The sequence below is a fragment of the Halobacillus sp. BAB-2008 genome, assembly GCF_000328325.1.
GTDB lineage: Bacteria > Bacillota > Bacilli > Bacillales > Halobacillaceae > Halobacillus.
Window position 1 is genome coordinate 1 of the sequence record NZ_ANPF01000024.1, and the last position, 15,699, is coordinate 15,699.

Here is a 15,699-nt window from a genome sequence, read left to right on the forward strand (position 1 = left end):
CGGACACAGGAGTTACAATCATGGTTTCTAATGCAAGTCCGAACATAGCGTGGAGCGGGACGAGCTTCTTCAGTAGTCCATACGCACCGAAGCTGAATGCGAGAAGCAGGGCGAGCCATGGAATGGAACCGAAATGGAATGTCATGTAGAGGACGCCCAGACCTGCAAGAAGGAAGGCGGTCCACTGTGCTTTTGAAAATGTCTCTTTAAGAATAATCATTCCGAGCAGGATGCTCACCAGGGGATTAATGTAGTAGCCGAGACTTGCCTCTACCACATGCCCTGTATTGACAGCCAGTATGTAAACAACCCAGTTAATGCTGATGGTGATCGAAGCAAATACAATTCCGATGATCTGTTTTTTATCTTTTAGAATCAATCGAGCCTGTTTTAGGAATGCATGATAATTACGAGTAGCCAAAATCACGATTCCCATGAACACGAAGGACCAGACGATCCGGTGGGCGAGAATTTCAAAGGCTGGGATGTGCTGAATCAACTTCCAGTAAATAGGGAGGAATCCCCAGCATATGTAGGAACCGGCAGTGAGAAGGATGCCTGCTTTTTGTTCTTTGTCCATGTGAAGAAGTCCTTTCTGTGTGGCTCTTAAAATTTTTCATACGAATCATTATAGCACCGATTCCTGGAAAGGACAGCAGGGAAAAAGACGCAGGAAAGATAATAAAACCAGACACCTGAGGAAGTGGTGTCTGGTTTTATTCCAATCAGATTTGATTTTGATTTCCATTCGAATCCTCTTCTAGTTGGACAGGAATATCTTTTTCGTCTTCTACAGCAAGCTTCATAAGCGGACGGTCGGCAGGTCCTTCCATCACAGACCCGTCAAAAGCGAAACGCGATCCATGGCATGGACAGTCCCAAGTGCGTTCAGCATTGTTCCACTCCACTTCGCAGCCTAGATGGGTACAGGTTGTATCCAAAACATGAAGCTTCCCTTCTTCATCTCTAAAGGCGCCGGCGCGCTCTCCTTTCCATTGGACAACCATCCCTTCGCCCTTATCCAATGTTTCCGGACGGTCAGCGACAAGTTCCAGTTTTCCTTCGATTAAGTGACTGGCGACATCAAAATTTTGGGACAGGAAGTGTTTCATGCTTGGATCTGCTTTGAAACGGGCCGGCTTGAATAATTCGTGATAGAGGGACTGCTCTCTCATAACATAATCACGAAGCAGCATGGCTGCGAGTGTTCCGTTCGTCATGCCCCATTTGCGGAAGCCGGAAGCGATCAAAACCCGATGATTGTTCCTTGTTATTGGTCCGATATAAGGTACTTTATCAAGCGTCGTCAAGTCTTGCGCAGACCACTGAAACAGCTTCTGTTTTATGCCGAATGTCTCGGAGGCGAATTCTTCCAAGGCCCGGTAGTGAAAGGAAGTATCGACACCCTGGCCTGTTTTGTGGCTTTCGCCTCCGATCAGCAGTACAGAAGTTCCGTTGTAGTCGGCTGTTCTTATCGAGCGTTTAGGTTCATCAATAGAGATGTACATCCCTGGTGGTACGGCCTTTTCCGGCTCAATAGCTATGACATAAGAGCGTTCTGCATACATGCGGCTGAAGTAGAGGCCCTTTCCGTCATAGAAAGGGAAGTGGCTGCAGGAGATGACGTAGTCGCTTGTAAGTGTGAACCCTTCCCCGGTGCGTACATGAACTCTTTCGGCTTCTTTCACGTCCACGGCCTTTGTGTGTTCGCAGACTTCGCCGCCAAGACGGATAAATTCGTCGACAAGTCCTTTCAAATACTTCACTGGATGAAATCGCGCCTGGTTTGTCATGAGGAGCGTCCGGTTGGCATCACTGTCAAAAGGGACCTCGTCTCCGATCGCACCTTCAATTTTCAGTTTTTGATAGGCCTCGTATTCTTGTTCGAGCTTATGAGCTCCCTGCTTCGTAGTGGAGAATAGAAATGCATCTTCTTTCTCCCATTCACAGTCAATCTTGTGTTTGGTAATAAGATTCTCCATGGTTTGGAGTGCATCCATCTGAGCCTGGTAGTATAAGGCAGCCGATTCTTCCCCGAAGTGTTTTAACAATTCATTGTAGATCAGCCCGTGCTGGGCCGTTACTTTAGCAGTCGTATGGCCGCTGGTCCCATTCAACAGTACATCTGATTCAATCAGGGTTACCTGTCTGCCTTCTTTTGCAAGCAGATAAGCGGTTGTAATTCCTGTGATGCCACCGCCGACGACTGTGACTTCTGTTTGTTTATTTTCTTTGAGTGCTTCGAAAGCAGGCAGGCGTAAATTTTCGCGCCACATCGGCTCTGGTTGTGTCCATTTCTCGTGATGTCCCATGCTTTTCCTCCTATGAACGTTTCTTTATCTTCATTATTTCCTTTCTTTACCGTTTCATGTATATACTCTCCAAAATTAACAAGTAAATGGGTTTGTAGTATAATTGAGGAAGTGTATGCGTGCGTTGGAGGGAGGTTGGAAAATGTATGTGTTTGTGGCGAGACAGCCGATTTTAACGGCTGCCGATGAAGTGTTCGGTTATGAATTGTTATATAGGAATAGTGAAGAGAATCGTTTTGTGCCGGTAGATCCGAACAAGGCGACGTCTGAGGTGTTGATGAACGGGTTTATTACAATCGGCTTGGAGCGCCTTTCCAGGAACAAACCATGTTTCATTAACTTTACGGAAGACTTATTGCTGGAGAAAGTACCGGAATATTTCCGTCCGGATCAGCTGGTCATCGAGATTCTCGAGAACGTCTCTTTAAGTCTGGATTTGATCCGGGTGTGCAGGGACTTGAAGCAGAAAGGGTACTTAATAGCCCTGGATGACATGATCGATATTAACAGGCCGGCCTTGATGGAACTTCTGCATTATGTTGATATTCTAAAAGTGGACGTACGAGCGGTTTCTGATGAAAATCGTAGGAAGATCATCCAGCTGGCGGAAGATTTTTCTTTGACTCTTCTTGCAGAGAAGGTGGAGACATTGGAAGAACACCAGCGTTGTATGAAGGAAGGCTTCCGATTGTTTCAAGGATTTTATTACAGCAAGCCTGTTATCGTCCAAGCGTCTTCTATTATGCCGCTGAACATTACGTATCTGCGGTTAATTCGTGAATTGTCTGTTCTGGAGGAGTCAGTCGATGTCGATAAGGTGACATCCATATTGGAGCAGGACCTCGCATTAACCTATAAACTGCTCCGCTTGATCAATTCTTCCCTTTATAAGCCGAAGTATTCCATTCACTCCATCAAGCAGGCAGTCATGCTGCTGGGCACCGAGACGCTGAAAAAGTGGATGTACGTCTTGACAGTAGAGAATGCTGCTCCTCCCACGCACCCTCGGGAGCAATTGGTTATGAAAACGAGTCTGACCAGGGCAAAGGTGTGTGAACAACTGGCTTTGGCTTCAGGAGAAGGAGATATGGCAGACGGACATTTCCTAACGGGATTTCTTTCTCTTATTGATGTCATCACTCAGCGCCCATTGGCGGAAGCAGTAAGCACCCTGCCGCTGGAGGCAGATATCTTAGCAGCTCTTCAAGGCGGTGAAAACCGTTTCCGGAAAATCCTTGAATTAGCTGTCCATTTGGAGACGGCAGATTTTCAGAAGCTGGGAGAGTCGTTAGGCGGGATGCCTTTGAACGTGTCTACGGTGTTTGAAATATACGCCCAGGCTGTCTCTTGGACGGAAGAGCTGTTTCAAGAGAACTTTATGGAAAAAATAACAGAATAGACAGACCTGGAACATCATGTTAAAATACTCTTTATGTGTTTAGAGAGTATTTTTTTACAACAACCGTTACCTAGGTAAAGAAAGGAGGAGTATAGTGTCACTCATCTTTCACCACATTCAGCAATTATCCCGTAATGTGAATCAATATTTGAATGAAGCGCTCAAGGAGGAAGAAATCTACATGTCCCATTGGGCTGTCCTGTTCCAACTGTATTCCAATGGAGGAGTGATGACGCAGTCCGTATTGAGAGAGCGGCTTAATATCGAAGCGCCTCCTTTGTCGAGGGTCATCGTTAAATTAGAGAGTTTGGGATACGTATCCAAAGGTCCCAGCGAAGATCAACGAACAAATGACATCACTCTTACCGAGGCTGGCACAAAAGCATTCCCGAGATGGCAGCAAGCCATCCAAGATTCAGAAGAAAGGCTTCTGAAGGAACTGGGTGCGGATAATGAACGGGATCTGGAGTCTTTAATCAAGCATTTATCGGATATAATTTCGAAGGAAAGAAGGAAGTCAAATTGATGGAAAAGGAACCACTATGGACGAAGAATTTTTTGACGGTATGCGCCAGTAACTTTTTCTTATTTCTCGTCTTTTACTTAATGTTCGTTACGATGCCGTTGTATGCAATGGACGGTCTTCACGTCGGGGAGGGGGAAGCTGGACTTGTCATTACGATCTTTCTTATCGCTGCCATTCTCATCCGTCCATTGACGGGACATTGGGTGGAGACGATTGGAAGGCGCCGCATTGCTCTGACCGCGCTCTCCATTTTTGGAGTCAGTGCAGTTTTGTACCTGTTGACGGACGCCTTTACGGCTGTACTCGCTATTCGCTTTCTTCAAGGAATCGGATTTGGTATGGGGACGACGGTTCTGGGCGCGATGGCGGCAGATGTTATTCCAGTTCAGAGGAAAGGCGAGGGGATGGGGTACTTTGCCATGTCTATGAATATAGCCATGGTCATCGGACCTTTCCTTGGACTGTTCCTTGTTAAGAATACGGGGTTTCGTTTCATGTTCCTGACGTGCCTTGTCTTCGCCTTTGCTGCTTTGGTGACGGCTCTGTTTATTACGATATCGGAGGAACGTAGTGGATCGATGCAGCGTAGCTTCGTTCCGAAAGTGTCAGGCCTCTTTGAAGTAACGGTCATCCCGATTGCGCTGACGGGAGCAGTGATGGCGCTCGCGTACTCCGGGGTGCTGTCGTTTGTATCCGTGTATGCGAAGGGGCTGGGACTGGAAACATATGCAACATTCTTCTTTGTCGTATATGCGGTCGTGCTCCTCCTTTCTCGTCCATTTACAGGCAAATGGTTTGATCAGCACGGAGAGAACGTCATCGTCGTTCCTGCGATTGCCGTTTTTGGAATCGGAATGATTCTATTGAGCATCGCAGACAGCGGCTTGCTGCTGCTCATCTCCGGCGGTTTGATCGGCTTAGGCTGGGGAACCATCGTCCCGAGCTTTCAAACGATTGCATTGAAAAAAGTGCCGGAGCGCCCCGGTGCCGCGACAGCTACTTTCTTCGCAATCTTCGATACGGGAATGGGTGTCGGCTCTTACGTAGTAGGAGCAGTGGCATCAGGAATCGGCTTTTCTTCTCTGTATTTTAATAGTTCCTTCCTTGTTTTTGCCGGGATCATCATTTATATGGTTCTCCATGGAAGAAGGAAACAGAAGGCGAGCCCCCGCATAGAATATAGTAGTTAAGAAGGAGGTCTTTCCCTCCTTCTTTTGTTAAGATTATTGTAAACGCTTACAATATATAGGTGGGAGAGATAGGTATGAAAAGGGAGAAAAAACAGATAGAGACAGAGATGATCCATGGTGGTCCGGAAAGAAACTACGAAGGAAGTTTAGCAGCACCGATTTTTCAAACGTCCACTTTTTCGTTCTCATCGGCTGCGGAGGGGGAGCGCCGATTTGCCGGGGAAGAGGAAGGGTATATATATACGCGCCTCGGAAACCCGACCGTGCGGGCGTTGGAAGATAGAATCGCTGTGTTGGAAGGCGGCGAGAAAGGGCTTGCTTTTGCATCGGGAATGGCAGCTGTTTCCGCTGTGTTGATCGCCCTGACGAAAACAGGGGATCATATCCTGTGTTCCAACGGGTTATACGGATGTACATTCGGGCTGCTTACCATGATGGAGGAGAAGTATGACATTACACACAGTTTCAGTCATATGAGGACAGAAGAGGAAGTGCGGGAGCAAATAACGGATAGGACGACGTGTGTCTTCATTGAAACGCCGATTAATCCTACAATGCGGGTGATTGATCTTGAGATAGTCGCAAAAGTAGCTAAGGAATATGGTGTTCCGGTCGTGGTGGACAATACATTCTGCACCCCTTATCTCCAGCGCCCATTGGAAAAAGGGTGCGATATTGTTATCCATAGTGCGACGAAATATATCAGCGGACACGGAGATGTTATTGCAGGTCTTGTGGTCGGCGATGAAGAATTCATGAACCGTCTTCGAATGTCGGAACAGAAGGACATAGGTGGAGTATTGTCTCCTTTTGATGCCTGGCTGCTTTTGAGAGGATTAAAAACGCTCCATGTCCGTATGGATCGCCACAGTTCGAATGCACAAGTGATTGCTGATAAGCTAGCTTCTCACCCGAGAGTAGAGCGTGTCTATTATCCTGGAGTAAGGGAGATAGACAGCCCGGCCGGCCGACAGATGAGAAATGGCGGTGGAGTCGTTGCTTTTGAACTGAGTGGAGGCAAGCGTGAGGCGCAGAACTTCATTGACAGATTATCGTTTATTCGGATTGCCGTCAGCCTTGGGGATGCGGAGACGCTTATTCAGCACCCCGCCTCGATGACCCATGCAGTCGTACCGGCACACAAAAGGGAAGAAATGGGGATTACCGATTCGCTGATCCGCCTGTCCGTAGGACTTGAAGCAGCTGATGATATTTGGCATGATATATATCAAGCATTATCCGTGTGAGCGGGAAGAAGCCGGAGCAATTTGAACCGGCTTCTTCTTTAAATGGACAAAGGTTCCGCGTTTACCTTATTTTTTGAAGGGAAAAGAACCACATGGATAATGTGAGGAAGGAAACGGACAGCAATACCCTCTAAATACAAATGATAAGCAGAAAGGGACGATGCAGTATGTTTAAGAAACTATTTGGTAAGAAAAGTGTAGAAGAGCAAATCGTAGCACCTGTAAATGGTAAGGTTGTACCTCTGGACGAAGTGGACGACCCTGTATTCAGTCAGCGGATGATGGGGGACGGAATCGCTGTCGAACCCAGCGACGGAAAGATCGTGGCACCCGTTTCCGGAGAAATTGTCCAGCTGTTCCCGACGAATCACGCGATCGGAATTAAAACGAAATCCGGTGTGGAAGTTCTTGTCCATATCGGTCTTGAAACCGTCTCCATGGAAGGAGAAGGGTTTGAAGGACATGTGAAAACCGGCGACCACGTGGATGTCGGAGATCATTTGATCACGTTCGATGTTGAATTAGTGAAAGAGAAAGCGAAAAGCACGATTACACCAGTGGTCATCACGAACTATGATGATATCGTCGATCAATTCGACCCTGCTTATTCCGACGGTGCAAGCGCAGGTCAGACGACCGTTGCCACACTCCAGACAAAATAAAAGGACAAGCCCTTGATGAGGTATTTCAAGGGCTTTTTTTTAGATCGGAAACTTTCTTAGATTAGGATTGGAAACGTTACCGGGAACGACGTATAATGAAAACAGAGTTTGTCCCAATGGTAAGGGAACGGCCAATTGTAAAGAGAGGATGAGTGATATGAAGAAAGGTATCATCAGTTTAGGAGAAGCCTGATCGATTTTATCCCTTTGGATGATCAGAACATCAATTTTCAAAAAAGTCCCGGCGGGGCACCTGCTAACGTAGCCGTCGGTCTTGCACGGCTTGGAGCAAAATCTACGTTCCTCGGTAAAGTAGGAGACGACGTACTCGGACGCTTTTTGAAAGAGACACTGGGCAGCTATGGTGTACATACGGACCACATGTACTTAACGCAGGACACGAGGACCGGTGTCGTATTCGTTACGCTTGGGGAAGACGGAGAACGAAGCTTTGATTTCTACATCGACCCAAGTGCCGATCGTTTTCTTGAGGAAGAAGAGATTGATGATGATTTATTCCGAGCTCATAACTTATTCCACTTCGGTTCGATTTCCATGATCAATGAGCCTTCGAAGTCTGCTACCAAGAAGGCGGTTGCGCGTGCCCGAGAAGAAGGGATGATTGTTTCTTATGATCCTAACCTCCGACTCGGGTTGTGGCCTTCCGGAGAGCAGGCGAAAGAAACAATTCTTTCTATGCTCGGAGAGGCGGATGTTGTGAAAATCTCAGAAGAAGAATTGGAATTTCTTACAGGGGAACAGGAAATAGATAAAGGTGTAAGAGCACTTGCATCGTATGACATTCCATTGCTTTACGTAACGATGGGCGGGGAAGGAAGTCATCTGTTTACAAATTCCGGTCATGTCCACGTTCCGGCTATGAAAGTAAAAGCTGTCGACACCACAGGAGCGGGGGATGCCTTTGTTTCAGGGATCCTTTATCAATTAAGCGAGCGTAATCAAGCTGTTGACGAGTTATCTATGGAAGACATGGAATCGATTACTCGTTTTGCAAGTGTATCGGGTGCGCTTGCGGCCGCGACCAAAGGGGCAATGACGGCATTACCGACCTTGGATGAGGTCGAAGGATATTTGAAATAAGGGAGGCGTCGTTTTGTCAGAACGCGATTTAGAATTACGAAGACTAGCTAACGAAGAAGTGGAGAAGCATAAGGACACAGTGGAATCCGATCCTTACCGCCTGAAGTATCATCATATGCCCCCGGTCGGGCTGCTGAATGATCCGAACGGATTTATTCAATGGAAAGGTACGTACCATCTTTTCTACCAATGGATGCCCTTCGACACCGGCCATGGTGCGAAGTTTTGGGGCCATTACGCCTCCGAAGACTTAGTGAAATGGCGGCATGAGCCCATAGCTTTGACGCCTTCGGACTGGTTTGACAAAAACGGAGTTTATTCAGGAAGTGCAGTGGTTCATGATGATGAACTCTATCTTTTCTATACGGGAAATGTGAAAGACGAGAATGATAACCGGGAGGCTTATCAATGCATCGCAGTATCGCAAGACGGTGTACACTTCGAGAAACAAGGGGTGGCTGTCAACCTTCCTGAAGGGTACACACCTCACTTCAGAGATCCAAAAGTTTGGAAGAAAGCCGATCATTGGTATATGGTCATTGGAGCACAAAGCGAAGATCTTCAAGGGAAAGTTGTTATGTTCCAGTCATCAGACTTAAAGAACTGGGAGTTGATGGGTCCGGTGACAGGAAGCGGGGAGGGGACCCTTGGCTCCTTCGGTTATATGTGGGAATGTCCCGACTTGTTTGAACTAGGTGGAAAAGACATCCTGATCGTATCGCCTCAAGGACTGCAACCTCAAGGTATGAACTATGCCAATACGTATCAGAGTGGATACTTCGCAGGTGCTCTTGATTACAACACTGGAAAGCTTGAGCACGAAGACTTCCGGGAACTAGACCGAGGGTTTGAGTTCTATGCCCCTCAAACGACCCTGGACGAACAGGGGAGAAGGCTTCTCTTCGGATGGATGGGTGTGCCTGACCAGTATGAACAGGCCCATCCAACCATCGAATATCAGTGGGTTCACTGCATGACCCTTCCGAGAGAATTGACCTGGAATGGCACGCAGATCATTCAGAAGCCTGCGGAAGAGCTTAAGCAGATGAGAGGACCGGTGCTCCTTCATTCGTCTATTACGATTAACAATGATCAAAAGGCAATCAGAGGGATAGAAGGGAAAAGCGTTGAGTGGAACCTGGAGTTTGAGAAAATTGAGGATCAATTCGCCATCGAGCTTTTCCAATACGCTTCTTTAAGTTATAAGGACGGCGTGCTCACCTTGTCCAGGCCCCATTTGGAGGACAAAACGAAAACGGAATTCCGTCGGGTCGCCCTTGAACAAGGGTTGAAGAGTATGCGTTTGTACGTCGACCACTCCTCTCTTGAAGTATTCATAAATGAAGGGGAAGAAGTTATGACTTCACGAATCTTCCCTCAGCCGGAAGAAGAACATATTCTGTTCACCTCCCTCGGTGAAAGTACATTCTCTATTGAACAATGGAAGCTGGATGGTTTTCAACACGCCTGATTGCTAACGGACGTGTGCTTCCAGAATAAATACAGATTGTGATAAAATGTTCTTATGTTAATCGTACGGAGGGGTCATGTGATGAGTCAATCTTCTAAAAAAATGAAAGCAAGTGAACGGCGCGACCATATTCTAACGTTATTGAAACAGAAGCGTACTCCTGTAACGGGAAGCTCTCTGGCAGAGGAAATGAACGTGACCCGCCAGGTGATCGTCGGCGATGTGTCCTTGTTGAAAGCTGCCAATGAACCGATTGTCGCTACTAGTCAGGGGTACATGTACATGACAGATGCGAAAGAAGACATGGCATTCGAACGGACGATTGTCTGCCAGCATGCCGGTGAATCAACGGAAGAAGAATTGAATATTCTTGTTGACCACGGAGTCCATGTCCAGGACGTCGTCGTAGAACATCCGATTTACGGCGACTTGACAGCTCAGCTGCGCATAGCGAACAGGCGGGATGTGAAGAAGTTCATTCGGAAGGTCGAGTCCACCAACGCCTCGTATCTTTTGGAACTCACGGGAGGTATTCACACCCACACGATAGCAGCGGATAATAAGGAAGCATTGAATGAAGCAGAAGAAGCCTTGCAAGAAGCCGGTATTCTTCTGAATCAATAGCCATGCAGAAAAAAGGGAAATGCTTTATCAAGAAGCATCTCCCTTTTTTCTTATGAAGCGGAAAAGATATCCCTCTGTTTTAATCAGGGTGGTTTCGGGGATGAGTGTGGTATATTTAAATAATAATCGTAAGATAGGTAAAGGCAGGTGATTCCAATGGATTTTTTACCTCACATACTCAGCTTTCTCCTAGCATTTAACGTTCTTCTCGCTCTGGCGATTGTGTTCCTCGAACGAAGGGATGCAAGTGCGACGTGGGCATGGTTGATGGTCTTGTTGTTCTTACCGATCGTCGGCTTTATCTTATACTTAATCTTCGGAAGGCGTTTGAGCAACAAAGAAATTTTTACGTGGGATAAGAAAAGCAGGCTTGGCTTACTGACCGCTGTGCAGGAGCAGCTGCAGGCGATCAAGGAGGATAAGCTGGAAGTGTATCATGAGGACATCATTCCATATGAAGATTTAATTTATATGCACTTAAAGAATAATGATGCATTGCTGTCCCAGAACAATGAAGTGGAAATATTCACGGACGGCCAGAAGAAATTCCATGCTCTGATGCAGGATATTGAAGAAGCGGAGGATCACATTCATCTGCTGTATTATATTCTTAGAGATGATAATCTCGGGCAGAGGCTGGCGGACGTCCTGATAAGGAAAGCACAGCAGGGACTTGAGGTAAAATTACTATATGATGATATGGGCTCGAGGCTCTTGAAGAGAAAGTACAAGAAGAAGCTGGTCGAGGCAGGAGTTCAAGTCGAGTCTTTCTTTCCGTCTCTTATTCCAAAGGTCAATTTCAAAATCAATTATCGTAATCATAGAAAACTGGCAATTATTGATGGGAAGATCGGTTACATCGGCGGTTTCAACATCGGCGATGAATACTTAGGGTTCAACAAGCGTTTCGGATACTGGCGTGATACGCATTTGAGAGTGGAAGGGGAAACGGTCAATCACATGCAGACGCGCTTCATTCTCGACTGGAATCAGGCTTCCAGAAGGGATATCGTCTATGAAGAGCGTTATTATCAGGCGGAACCGAAGGGGGATGTCGGCATGCAGATCGTTTCCAGCGGGCCGGATTCCGAATGGGAGCAGATCAAGCATGGGTACATTAAGATGATTCTGTCTGCTAAGGATTATGTGTACATTCAAACGCCTTACTTCATTCCTGATGACAGTTTGCTGGATGCACTCCGCGTAGCTGTCCTTTCCGGGGTCGACGTCAGGATTATGATCCCCAACAAGCCGGATCATCCATTCGTATACTGGGCTACTTACTCCAATATCGGCGATATGCTGAAGGCGGGAGCAACCATTTATGTATATCAAAAGGGGTTCCTGCATGCGAAAACGTTAGTAGTTGATGGGAATATAGCATCCGTCGGAACAGCAAACATCGATGTTCGAAGCTTTCGGTTGAATTTTGAGGTCAATGCCTTCCTCTACCATCCGGATATCTCCAAAACACTGGCAGACCGATTTCAGGAAGACATTGCAGATTCGACAGAGCTCACTTTGAAGCTCTATCAATCCAGATCGAAATGGATAAGGTTTAAAGAAGCCATTTCCAGGCTGTTATCACCGATTCTTTAGATAGAAGCGGAAATAAAAAGAGCCCCTGCGCATTGCGCAGGGGCTCTTTCGAGAGAGGTTGATTATAATAATGGTGTCTGAAAGGTCTGCGGCAAAGTTCAATCAGGCATTGGTTGGAGGGGGGATCGTATGCCTGGTCCCCTTTAACCGCCAGACGTTTCAAGACATATCAAATTAATAGCTTATCTGTTGTTCTTATTGAGAGGTTAGCGTAAGTTTTATATTCATTGGGCTGCCGTCACGATAAACGGTCAAATCTGCAGTATCTCCATCGTCCATTTCGTTATAAAGATACTTTCTTAGATCAATGAGGGATTTTATTTCTTCCCCATCGATTTCCGTAATGACATCGTACCGGTCGATTCCTGCCTTTTGGGCGGGGGAACCTTGTTCGATACCCTGTACAAGCACGCCTCCTTTAACATCCTCCGGGAGCCCTAATTCATCCTGCAGGATTTGATTAGGTACCTGAGTGACATCTTGGAGTGAAACGCCCATATAAGGCCGTTCTACTTGTCCTTTGGATTCCAGGTCCTCGATGACTGGCTTGGCTACATCCATCGGGATGGAAAATCCGATGCCTTCCACTTCTGCTTTGGCAATTTTCATCGAGTTAATCCCAATGACTTCCCCTTGCAGATTTATCAATGCCCCACCACTGTTTCCTGGGTTGATGGCAGCATCCGTTTGGATCACTTCGGTCTGCCAGTCTGGCTGTTGGTCTCCGTTAATATCTACAGGGATATCCCTTTTAAGACCACTGACAATACCTTTGGTGGCTGATCCAGCGAACTCCATGCCTAGCGGGTTACCGATGGCTATGGCTGTCTGGCCGACCTCTACGTCTTTCGCTTCACCCAACCGGGCAACCTTTTGGACGTGTTCGCTATCTATCTGTAAAACGGCTAGATCTGTTAACGGGTCACTGCCTTTCAATTCGGCATTCACTTTCGTTCCATCACTTAAAATGACTTCCAGTTCGGAAGCATTCTCTACTACGTGATGGTTGGTGGCAACAAAAGCTTTATCACCGTCTTTCTTATAAATGACCCCGGATCCAGTACCGGCTTTTTCTGCACCTTGTGAACCATTCTGGATATTGCTTATCCCGACGACTGCTGGGGAGGCTTCATCTATCGCCTGTGTTACGGCCTCTTGTGTTTCTCCAATCTCAAGTTCGTTCGCTTGAGCAGTAGGCTGATCTGTGTTGATATGGATGGAAATTCCTTTCCATTGGAACACAGTCGTAACAAGAAAAACAGCGATGATGGCACCTAGGACGCTGAAGGCCAATCCAGAACGCTTATACTGGCTTTTTCGGTGTTTTTTCTGTTTTTCGTCATCAAACATAGAGAAGCGCTGGCTCCTTTCTCTTCGTTTCGATGTATGTCTCTTGATGTCTCTTACATTCTTTATAATACGCTCGATATATGGAATGACTTTGGAGTAAATGTGGAAAAAGTGTGTAATGAAGGGAGAACGCCCGCTAATATGAGAAAATAAGTAGAGGACGATCGTTTGAAGGAGGAATAAGCATGGACTATAAGATCGGTCTTGTAGAAGATGATCCGAATATAAGAGATATTGTGGAAGGATATTTGAAGAAAGAAGGCTATCGTGTCTACGCTTCCGATACGGCTGAAAAGGCGTGGGAGGTATTTGAGGAAGAGACACCTGACTTGTGGGTGCTGGATATTATGCTTCCAGGTATGGACGGGTATGAGTTTTGTAAGAAGATAAGGCAGACGTCGGAAGTACCCATTTTAATCATATCAGCGAAGGATGATGAAGTCGATAAAATCCTGGGGCTGGAGCTTGGTGGAGATGATTATTTGACGAAGCCCTTCAGCCCGAGAGAGTTGATGGCGCGTGTGAAGCGTCATTTAAAGAGATGGGAAGCATTACGACCTGTCTCCGAAGAACAGGGAGACAGGGTTATCGCAGGGGAGCTGGAGTTGAGTTATTCCGAGCGTCGGGCTTACTTCCGATCCGAAGAGGTGGAAGTGACGACAAAAGAATTCGAAATGCTCCGCATCCTCGCATCCCAAGTTAATCGTGCTTTTTCCCGGGAGGAACTTCTCATCAAGGTGTGGGGAGAGGACTACTTCGGAAGCGATCGGGCGGTGGATGATCTCATCAAAAGGTTGCGGAAGAAAATGAGCCAGCTTCCGATTGAGACCGTTTGGGGACATGGCTACCGGCTCCGGGAGAAGGGGTCATGAAGCTTCAATACCAGCTGAATGCCGCATTTGCTGCCTTGATCATCGCAATCATGTCCATTACCGCTTTCTTCATTTATTCTCTGCTCATGGATATGCTGATTCAGGACGAACAGAGACAATTGAAGGGGAGAGCCGAATTGCTGATCAACGTCATTAATGAAGACGGACCCGACAGGAACACACAGTTGTCCGAGCTGATTCAAGATAGAAATTATCCGATCCTTCTATTCGACAGGAGTACGGGGGAAGTATTGTTCCGGACGATGCCGGCAGACATCGCATACACCTGGATCGACAGGTATGAGGATGAATTGATGGGGCAGGAAGTGTGGGAGAGCCGGGAAGAGAAATATGTGGTCTACGATTTTGCAGTGAACTCCGGAAACGATCAAGTATTGGTGATGGCCACACCGCTCAATGACCTGCAGGCTGTCCAGTCCGTTTTCGCGCTTCGTATGCTTGCTGTTTTCGTAATCGGTCTGTTGATGGCTATCATCGTCAGCTATGTGCTGACTTGGAGGCTCGTCACTCCACTGACGAAATTGAAACGAGAATTAAAGAAAATTGAGAAACGGCAGTTTTCTGATGTTCAGGAGGTGGAAGCTTCCGGAGAAATCCGGGAAGTGGAGCAGAGCGTAAGGCAGATGGCGAAAGAACTCTCGCGCTACATTCATTCGCAGAAGCAATTCTTCCAAAATGCCTCCCATGAATTGAAGACCCCGTTGATGTCTATCCAAGGTTATGCCGAAGGAATCAGGGACGGGGTGTTTGAAGGGGAAGCAAGAGAAAAGGGCTTGAATGTAATGGTAAGCGAAACGGAACGATTGAAGAAGATTGTAAATGAAATGATCTTACTCGCTAAGCTGGACAGTAATGAAGACGTCTACCATCCGGAAGACACGGATCTCTCTGAAATAGCCAATCAGGCCAAAGACTTGATCTATCCATTGGCGAGAGACAAAGAAATTGCGTTGGAGATGGGAAATGCAAGGCCGTTCCGCGCCAATGTAGATCCGGAACGAGTACTGCAGGCGCTGATTAACATTTTAAGCAACGCCGTTCGTCATGCCGAAACGAAGGTCTCTATCGAAACGGAAGAGAAAGAGAATCGTTTTTTGGTCCGTGTTATAGACGATGGAGGAGGTATTCCGGAAGAATTGCTTCCACAATTGTTTGAGCGTTTCATTAAAGGAAAAGGAGGAGAAACGGGTCTTGGTCTCGCCATTGCCAGAGCCATCATTGAGCGGAGCGGTGGAGAAATCAGCGCGTCCAACAAGAAGAACGGGACCGGAGCTGTTTTCGAGGTCCAGTTTTTTAGAAGAGAGTGAGAACGGACGAACATGGTA

The 15,699-nt window shown here is 46.9% G+C and carries 13 protein-coding genes and 1 pseudogene; 11 read left to right on the top strand and 3 right to left on the bottom strand.

All coding sequences use genetic code 11. The features are described from left to right. Positions 1–580, bottom strand: a 580-nt coding sequence (gene rarD, locus D479_RS06365) for an EamA family transporter RarD (protein ID WP_008634949.1), incomplete at its 3' end; no start/stop codon positions are given. A gap of 145 nt (positions 581–725) precedes the next feature. Further along, positions 726–2,312 (bottom strand): FAD-dependent oxidoreductase, encoded by a 1,587-nt coding sequence (locus D479_RS06370; RefSeq protein WP_008634951.1) that lies wholly within the window; start codon positions 2,310–2,312, stop codon positions 726–728. Positions 2,313–2,454: 142 nt separating this feature from the next. On the opposite strand from D479_RS06370, the gene D479_RS06375 reads away from it, so the two are divergent. From D479_RS06375 to cls, 9 genes and pseudogenes are all read left to right on the top strand, one after another. Continuing rightward, complete coding sequence (locus D479_RS06375) at positions 2,455–3,711, top strand: HDOD domain-containing protein (RefSeq protein ID WP_008634953.1); 1,257 nt, start codon at positions 2,455–2,457, stop codon at positions 3,709–3,711. Between the two features lie 94 nt (positions 3,712–3,805). After that, positions 3,806–4,237: a MarR family transcriptional regulator gene (locus D479_RS06380; RefSeq protein WP_008634956.1), complete on the top strand. Its 432-nt coding sequence runs from the start codon at positions 3,806–3,808 to the stop codon at positions 4,235–4,237. After that, complete coding sequence (locus D479_RS06385) at positions 4,237–5,427, top strand: MFS transporter (RefSeq protein ID WP_008634957.1); 1,191 nt, start codon at positions 4,237–4,239, stop codon at positions 5,425–5,427. The genes D479_RS06380 and D479_RS06385 overlap by 1 nt, the downstream gene beginning before the upstream one ends. A 74-nt stretch (positions 5,428–5,501) precedes the next feature. Next, entirely contained in the window at positions 5,502–6,674 is a 1,173-nt protein-coding gene (gene megL, locus D479_RS06390) for a methionine gamma-lyase (RefSeq protein ID WP_008634958.1), read from the top strand. 167 nt (positions 6,675–6,841) lie between these two features. Next, positions 6,842–7,336 (top strand): PTS glucose transporter subunit IIA, encoded by a 495-nt coding sequence (locus D479_RS06395; RefSeq protein WP_008634959.1) that lies wholly within the window; start codon positions 6,842–6,844, stop codon positions 7,334–7,336. 157 nt (positions 7,337–7,493) lie between these two features. Beyond that, positions 7,494–8,437 (top strand): annotated as a pseudogene (locus D479_RS06400) (aminoimidazole riboside kinase). A gap of 13 nt (positions 8,438–8,450) precedes the next feature. Continuing rightward, positions 8,451–9,908: a sucrose-6-phosphate hydrolase gene (locus tag D479_RS06405; RefSeq protein WP_008634961.1), complete on the top strand. Its 1,458-nt coding sequence runs from the start codon at positions 8,451–8,453 to the stop codon at positions 9,906–9,908. Between the two features lie 81 nt (positions 9,909–9,989). Continuing rightward, positions 9,990–10,532 (top strand): transcription repressor NadR, encoded by a 543-nt coding sequence (locus D479_RS06410; RefSeq protein WP_008634962.1) that lies wholly within the window; start codon positions 9,990–9,992, stop codon positions 10,530–10,532. Positions 10,533–10,688: 156 nt separating this feature from the next. Continuing rightward, positions 10,689–12,131, top strand: a complete 1,443-nt coding sequence (cls, locus tag D479_RS06415) for a cardiolipin synthase (protein WP_008634964.1) — start codon at positions 10,689–10,691, stop codon at positions 12,129–12,131. A 195-nt stretch (positions 12,132–12,326) separates the two neighbouring features. Here cls and D479_RS06420 read toward each other — a convergent pair whose 3' ends face one another. Continuing rightward, positions 12,327–13,481 carry a trypsin-like peptidase domain-containing protein gene (locus tag D479_RS06420; RefSeq protein ID WP_008634965.1) on the bottom strand — a complete coding sequence of 385 codons (1,155 nt, stop codon included), beginning with the start codon at positions 13,479–13,481 and terminating at the stop codon, positions 12,327–12,329. Positions 13,482–13,666: 185 nt separating this feature from the next. Here D479_RS06420 and D479_RS06425 point away from each other — a divergent pair, with 185 nt between their 5' ends. Together D479_RS06425 and D479_RS06430 are read left to right on the top strand one after the other, a co-directional pair. Further along, positions 13,667–14,353, top strand: coding sequence for a response regulator transcription factor (locus tag D479_RS06425; RefSeq protein WP_008634967.1), 687 nt, complete (start codon positions 13,667–13,669; stop codon positions 14,351–14,353). Continuing rightward, a complete protein-coding gene (locus tag D479_RS06430; RefSeq protein ID WP_008634968.1) occupies positions 14,350–15,681 on the top strand; it encodes a HAMP domain-containing sensor histidine kinase in 1,332 nt (443 codons plus the stop codon). The genes D479_RS06425 and D479_RS06430 overlap by 4 nt, the downstream gene beginning before the upstream one ends. Positions 15,682–15,699 lie beyond the last annotated feature (18 nt).

Coding starts and splice junctions, on each gene's coding strand:
- D479_RS06370 (WP_008634951.1), bottom strand. CDS start 2,312: ATGGGACATCACGAGAAATGGACACAACCAGAGCCGATGTGGCGCGAA.
- D479_RS06375 (WP_008634953.1), top strand. CDS start 2,455: ATGTATGTGTTTGTGGCGAGACAGCCGATTTTAACGGCTGCCGATGAA.
- D479_RS06385 (WP_008634957.1), top strand. CDS start 4,237: ATGGAAAAGGAACCACTATGGACGAAGAATTTTTTGACGGTATGCGCC.
- megL (WP_008634958.1), top strand. CDS start 5,502: ATGAAAAGGGAGAAAAAACAGATAGAGACAGAGATGATCCATGGTGGT.
- D479_RS06395 (WP_008634959.1), top strand. CDS start 6,842: ATGTTTAAGAAACTATTTGGTAAGAAAAGTGTAGAAGAGCAAATCGTA.
- D479_RS06410 (WP_008634962.1), top strand. CDS start 9,990: ATGAGTCAATCTTCTAAAAAAATGAAAGCAAGTGAACGGCGCGACCAT.
- cls (WP_008634964.1), top strand. CDS start 10,689: ATGGATTTTTTACCTCACATACTCAGCTTTCTCCTAGCATTTAACGTT.
- D479_RS06420 (WP_008634965.1), bottom strand. CDS start 13,481: ATGTTTGATGACGAAAAACAGAAAAAACACCGAAAAAGCCAGTATAAG.
- D479_RS06425 (WP_008634967.1), top strand. CDS start 13,667: ATGGACTATAAGATCGGTCTTGTAGAAGATGATCCGAATATAAGAGAT.
- D479_RS06430 (WP_008634968.1), top strand. CDS start 14,350: ATGAAGCTTCAATACCAGCTGAATGCCGCATTTGCTGCCTTGATCATC.